Consider the following 5177-nt stretch of genomic DNA (forward strand, 5'->3'; position numbering starts at 1 on the left):
ACGCCGCGGTGGTGGCGGGCCCGGCTCCGCGCCCGCTGCCGGCCGAGCAGATCACCGTCTCGGGGGACTCCATCACCCTGGCATAGCCCTGTCACAGCCCTGCCGTAGCCTGACCGGCATGACTCCGGACGAGCTGGTGCGCGACCACACGATCTACTCCTGTGTGATGGGCTCGCGCGCCTTCGGTCTCGCGACCGAGGGCAGCGACACGGACGTCCGGGGCGTGTACCTCGCGCCGACGCCGCTGTTCTGGCACTTCGACAAGCCCCCCGCGCATGTGGAGGGGCCGGGCGAGGAGCAGTTCAGCTGGGAGCTGGAGCGCTTCTGCGAGCTGGCCCTGCGCAACAACCCGAACGTCCTGGAGTGCCTCCACTCCCCCGTGGTCGAGTACGTCGACGACCTCGGCCGCGAACTGCTGTCGCTGCGCGGCGCCTTCCTCTCCCGGCAGGCCCATCAGACCTTCGTCCGGTACGCGGGCGGGCAGCGCCGCAAGCTCGACGCGGACGTGCGGCAGTACGGCCACCCGCGCTGGAAGCACGCCATGCACCTGCTGCGGCTGCTGACCAGCTGCCGGGACCTGCTGCGCTCGGGCGAGCTGCGGATCGACGTCGGCGAGGAGCGCGAGCGCCTGCTCTCGGTCAAGCGGGGCGAGGTGTCCTGGCCCGAGGTCGAGTCCTGGATGAACCGGCTCCAGGAGGAGGCCGACCGTGCCCTGGACACGACCCCGCTCCCGGCGACGCCGGACCACGCGCGCGTGCAGGACTTCCTGATCCGCGCGCGCCGCGCCTCGGTGCCGTCGGCGGTGTAGGTCCCTCGGAGGCCGGGCCGGGCCCAGGTCCGATCAGGCCGCCCCGGCAAGGACCGGGCCCAGGTCCCGCCTGGGCCTCCCGCCCGCCCCCGCTCCCCCGCACTCCCTACGGGCTGTGCGTCCGTGCCCGGACGACCAGGTCGTGCAGCCGGTCGTGGGCGCGTACCGACGCCTCCGGCAGCCCGGACGCCGCCTGCGCCGCGTCCAGGACCCCGTGCAGGGCCTCCGTCTCCGCCCGTACGTCCTCGACCGCCACCTCCGCGCGCCCGTGCTCCGCCGCCGCCTTCGCCGCGACGAGGTCGGGCAGCCGGGCGGGCGCCTCGGCGACCTCCTCGACCAGGGTCGGCAGATGCGCCTGCACCTCGCCCGCCCGCATCAGATGGATGCCGGTGAGCAGCGCCCGGTAGGTGTAGAGCAGCGGCTTGAGCTCGCCGCTCCGCTCGAAGAGCCGCCACTGCGTGCCGGCGAAGCCCCGGTAGTGGTGGGCGTGGTGGGAGGTGAGGACCTCGGGCACGAGCGCGACCAGCTCCGCGTGGATCGCCGTGGTGTGCGCGACGAGCGGGGAGGTGAGCTGCTCCAGGACGTAGCCGTTGCGGCGCAGCATCAGCCGGGCGAACTTCCGCAGGTCGTGGGTGACCAGGTCCATCTCGACGCCGTCCCGGTCCCACATCCGGCTGCGGGTCTCCTCGGGCTCGCGCAGCCCGACCAGCGCGTCCACCGGCAGCAGGTGCGCGCCGCGCAGGTCCACGTCCGAGTCGCGGGACGGGAACCCGTACAGGTGCGCGCCGGAGACGGTCGCGAAGAGCAGCGGGTCGGGCTGTTCGGCCACGACGGCGGCGAGGTCGGTGTCCAGGGCCGACTCCAGGGAGAGCGTCATCGGTCAAGCATCCCAGAGCGCGCCGAAGGTCAGGAGGTCGCTCCGGTACTCGACGCGCTCCTCCCACTCCTTGGGCCAGGCGTCCGCGCCGAGGTGGGCCCCGGCGAACGCGCCGGCGAGGGCGGCGATCGAGTCGGAGTCGCCCCGGGTGCAGGCGGCCCGGCGCAGCACGGTGAGGGGCTCCTCGGGGAAGAGGAGGAAGCTGAGGAGCCCGGTCGCGAGGGCCTCCTCGGCGATCCAGCCGTCTCCGGTGTAGGTGCAGGGGTCGAGTTCGGGGTCGGCGGTGCGCTGGACGGCGTCGAGGCGCTCCAGGACGGCCAGGCACTCGTCCCAGCCGCGCTCGACGAAGTGCCGGGCGGAGGAATCCTGGGAGCGGGTCCAGAGGTCGCCGAGCCAGTGCTCGTGGTAGCGGGAGCGGTTCTCGTACGCGTACGAGCGGAGCTGGCCGACGAGTCCGGCCGGGTCGACGCCCTGGGCGAGGAGGTACACGGCGCGGGCGGTCAGGTCGGAGGCGGCGAGCGCGGTGGGATGACCGTGGGTCAGGGCCGCCTGGAGCTGGGCGGCGCCGGCCCGCTGCTCCTCGCTGAGCCCGGGGACGAGCCCGATGGGAGTGACGCGCATGTTGGCGCCGCAGCCCTTGGAGTGGATCTGGCTGGCGTCCTGCCAGAGGCGGTCGCCGTCGAGGAGTGCGCAGGCGCGCAGGCAGGTGTTGCCGGGGGCCCGGTTGTTCTCGGGCGAGTGGTACCAGTCGACGAACTCGTCCCGTACGGGCCTGGCGAGGCGCAGCGGGGCGAGGACACCGCGGTCGGTCGCGGTGCGGATGCCCCGGGCGAAGGCGAGGGCCATCTGGGTGTCGTCGGTGACGTACGCCTTGCCGTTCCGGACGGGCAGCGGCATCTCCCGCCAGGGTCCGAACGAGGCCAGGATCGACGGCACGTCCTTGAACTCGGTCGGGAAGCCCAGCGCGTCGCCGAGCGCCAGTCCGATCAGGGAGCCGGTCGCGGCCTGCTTGGTCGCGGTGCGGGTCGGGTTCACGTGGATCGTCCTTCCGGTCGCAGGAGCGGCGGGTGGAGGGCGGTGGCCTCGCCCGCCCGGTAGAGAGCGGCCGGTTTCCCCCGTCCGCCGGTGAGGCGCGGCGGTCCTTCCACGGCCTGGACGAAGCCGGGCGTGGCGAGGACCTTGCGCCGGAAGTTGGGGCGGTCGAGCTCGACGCCCCAGACCGTCTCGTAGACCTGTCTCAGCTCGCCGAGGGTGAACTCGGGCGGGCAGAAGGCGGTCGCCAGGCAGGTGTACTCCAGCTTGGCGCCGACCCGTTCGTGGGCGTCGGCGAGGATCCGGTCGTGGTCGAAGGCGAGCGGCCCGTGCGTCCCGTACGGCATCCACCGGGCCTGCGCCGCGTCTCCGCCGCCGCGCGGTTCGGGTGCGTCGGGCACGAGCGCGGCGAAGGCGACGGAGACGACCCGCATCCTCGGGTCGCGGTCCGGTTCGCTGTAGGTGCGGAGCTGTTCGAGGTGGAGTCCGGCGACGGTGGCGTCGGAGAGCCCGGTCTCCTCGGCGAGTTCGCGGCGGGCGGCCCGCTCGGCGGACTCGCGGGGCAGGACGAAGCCGCCGGGGAGGGCCCAGTGTCCGGCGTACGGCTGCCGGCCGCGCTCGACGAGCAGGACGTGGAGGCGCTCCTCGCGGAGGGTGAGGACGGCGAGGTCGACGGTGACGGCGAACGGCTCGAAGGCGTACGGGTCGTAGCCCGCGGGGGCGGCTGCCGGCGCCGTCCCCGTCGCGCGCTCCGGCGCCTCGTCCGGCACCCGGTCGCCGCTCATCGGCGCTCCGGCAGCGGGTCGGCGAGGTCCCAGCCCTCGGCGAGCAGCCCGTCGACGGCGGCGACCGCGGCCGCGAGGCGTTCCTCGTGCGGGCCCGTGAGGACGGCCGTGCGGCGCCCGCTGTGGGCGAGTTGGGTGAGGAAGCGGGCGGTCATCCAGGGCCGCAGGTGCTCCCCGTCGCGCAGTCCGTCGTCCTCGAAGTCGACGCCCCGGTGGTCGGTGAGCAGCCAGAGGTGCTGCCGGCCGCGGGCGGCGATCTCGCCGGTGGCGGGGCTGGTGGTGCCCATGTACCGCTCGTGCCAGATGGTGGTGGCGAAGGCGTCGGTGTCGCAGAAGAGGACGGGGGAGCCGTCGCGGGCCGCCTCCTCCTCCAGTTCGGCCTGGCGCTGGGCGATGACGGGGAAGTCGGCGGAGTGGAAGGCGACGTCGGACCATGCGGCGCCGGGGCGTTCGGAGCGGAGTTCGGCGAGCTTGAGTTCGCTGTACTCGCGGCCGTACTCCGGGACGTACCGGGTTCCCGCCCAGACGCCGCCGCGCCGCCGGTAGTGGTCGGCGAGGGCGAGGGCCATGGTGGTGGTTCCGGTGGACTCGGCGCCGAGGACGACGACGCGCCGGGTGAGCGCGGAGCGCACGGGCGGCTCCAGGAAGTCCCAGCAGCCGACGGGGTCCGCGCGGACGGCGGTGCCGGAGACGGGGAAGCGGTCGCGCCCGGGGTCGACGCAGACGGACTCGGCGCCGAAGCGGCGGGCGAGCTCCTCCCCGTACGGCTCCGAGGTGAAGACGGCGTCGACGTGCTCGGGCACGGCGGCCCGGAAGACGGCCATGTGGGCGTCCCAGACGTCGGGGTCCTGGAGGTCGACGGGGATGTCGTCGACGGCGCCGACGACGAGGGCGTCGGGGTGGACCTCACGCATCCAGGCGACCCGGTCCTCCAGGGGGATGCTCTCCACGGAGGAGGCGCAGACGAGGACGGTGAGGCGCTCGCAGCGGTCGAGGGCGGTGGTGACGAGATGGTGGTGGCCGGCGTGCGGCGGATAGAACTTGCCGAGGACCAGGCCGTGTCCGTAGCGCTTCATGCCGCCGCCTCCACCGGGAGGGCGCGGCGCGCGGTGAGGTCCTTGGTCCAGCCGCGCAGGCCGAGGACGCAGAGCGTCATGAAGCCGACGTAGAGCAGGGAGGTCAGGTAGAGCTCCTTGTACGCGTACAGCGGTACGTAGACCACGTCGGCGGCGATCCACAGCCACCAGGACTCCAGGCGCTTGCGGCACTGGCCGTAGGTGGCCATCAGGGAGAGCGCGGTCGTCAGGGCGTCCCAGAAGGGGACGGTCGAGTCGGTGGCGCGGTCGAGCAGCAGGGTGAGGGCGAGGGTCCCCACCACCCCCGCCGTGAGCAGCCACGTCCATTCGGTGCGTGTGGTGCGGCGCACCGGGAGGACGTCGGAGCCTGGTCCACCCCCGTGGGTCCAGGTCCACCAGCCGTACACGGCGAGGGTGATGAAGACGATCTGGAGGCCGGCGTCCGCGTACAACCCGGCCTGTGTGAAGAGCAGGACGAAGAACAGGTTGTTGGCGATGCCGATGGGCCAGTTCGCGAGGTGCTGACGGGCGACGAGCCAGACGCAGAGCGCCCCGCTGCCGAATCCCAGGACCTCGGTCCAGCTGACCGGGGTGTCGAG

General features: G+C 73.6%; 6 protein-coding genes and 1 pseudogene. 2 read left to right on the forward strand and 5 right to left on the reverse strand.

Features of this window, described 5'->3' with window-relative positions:
* Together AMK27_RS44045 and AMK27_RS40215 are read left to right on the forward strand one after the other, a co-directional pair.
* Nucleotides 1–86 (forward strand): annotated as a pseudogene (locus tag AMK27_RS44045) (iron sulfur protein); the annotation flags it as partial.
* Between the two features lie 32 nt (nucleotides 87–118).
* Nucleotides 119–808: a nucleotidyltransferase domain-containing protein gene (locus AMK27_RS40215; RefSeq protein ID WP_073919399.1), complete on the forward strand. Its 690-nt coding sequence runs from the start codon at nucleotides 119–121 to the stop codon at nucleotides 806–808.
* 106 nt (nucleotides 809–914) lie between these two features.
* Here AMK27_RS40215 and AMK27_RS40220 read toward each other — a convergent pair whose 3' ends face one another.
* The 5 genes from AMK27_RS40220 to pnuC all read right to left on the reverse strand — a co-directional run.
* Nucleotides 915–1685, reverse strand: a complete 771-nt coding sequence (locus tag AMK27_RS40220) for a nucleotidyltransferase domain-containing protein (protein ID WP_073919401.1) — start codon at nucleotides 1683–1685, stop codon at nucleotides 915–917.
* Nucleotides 1686–1688: 3 nt separating this feature from the next.
* Complete coding sequence (locus AMK27_RS40225) at nucleotides 1689–2720, reverse strand: ADP-ribosylglycohydrolase family protein (RefSeq protein WP_073919402.1); 1032 nt, start codon at nucleotides 2718–2720, stop codon at nucleotides 1689–1691.
* Nucleotides 2717–3502 (reverse strand): NUDIX hydrolase, encoded by a 786-nt coding sequence (locus AMK27_RS40230; RefSeq protein WP_073919404.1) that lies wholly within the window; start codon nucleotides 3500–3502, stop codon nucleotides 2717–2719. The genes AMK27_RS40225 and AMK27_RS40230 overlap by 4 nt, the downstream gene beginning before the upstream one ends.
* Nucleotides 3499–4578 carry an AAA family ATPase gene (locus tag AMK27_RS40235; RefSeq protein ID WP_073919406.1) on the reverse strand — a complete coding sequence of 360 codons (1080 nt, stop codon included), beginning with the start codon at nucleotides 4576–4578 and terminating at the stop codon, nucleotides 3499–3501. The genes AMK27_RS40230 and AMK27_RS40235 overlap by 4 nt, the downstream gene beginning before the upstream one ends.
* Nucleotides 4575–5177: nicotinamide riboside transporter PnuC (gene pnuC / locus AMK27_RS40240; protein WP_107425802.1), on the reverse strand; the 603-nt coding region annotated here is incomplete at its 5' end. The genes pnuC and AMK27_RS40235, both read right to left, overlap by 4 nt.

The sequence above is a fragment of the Streptomyces sp. CB02009 genome, from assembly GCF_001905825.1.
In the GTDB taxonomy this organism is placed as follows: Bacteria; Actinomycetota; Actinomycetes; order Streptomycetales; family Streptomycetaceae; genus Streptomyces.

Excerpts from the sequence above, each read along its gene's own strand:
- AMK27_RS40215 (WP_073919399.1), top strand. The coding sequence starts at position 119 with ATGACTCCGGACGAGCTGGTGCGCGACCACACGATCTACTCCTGTGTG.
- AMK27_RS40220 (WP_073919401.1), bottom strand. The coding sequence starts at position 1,685 with ATGACGCTCTCCCTGGAGTCGGCCCTGGACACCGACCTCGCCGCCGTC.
- AMK27_RS40230 (WP_073919404.1), bottom strand. The coding sequence starts at position 3,502 with ATGAGCGGCGACCGGGTGCCGGACGAGGCGCCGGAGCGCGCGACGGGG.
- AMK27_RS40235 (WP_073919406.1), bottom strand. The coding sequence starts at position 4,578 with ATGAAGCGCTACGGACACGGCCTGGTCCTCGGCAAGTTCTATCCGCCG.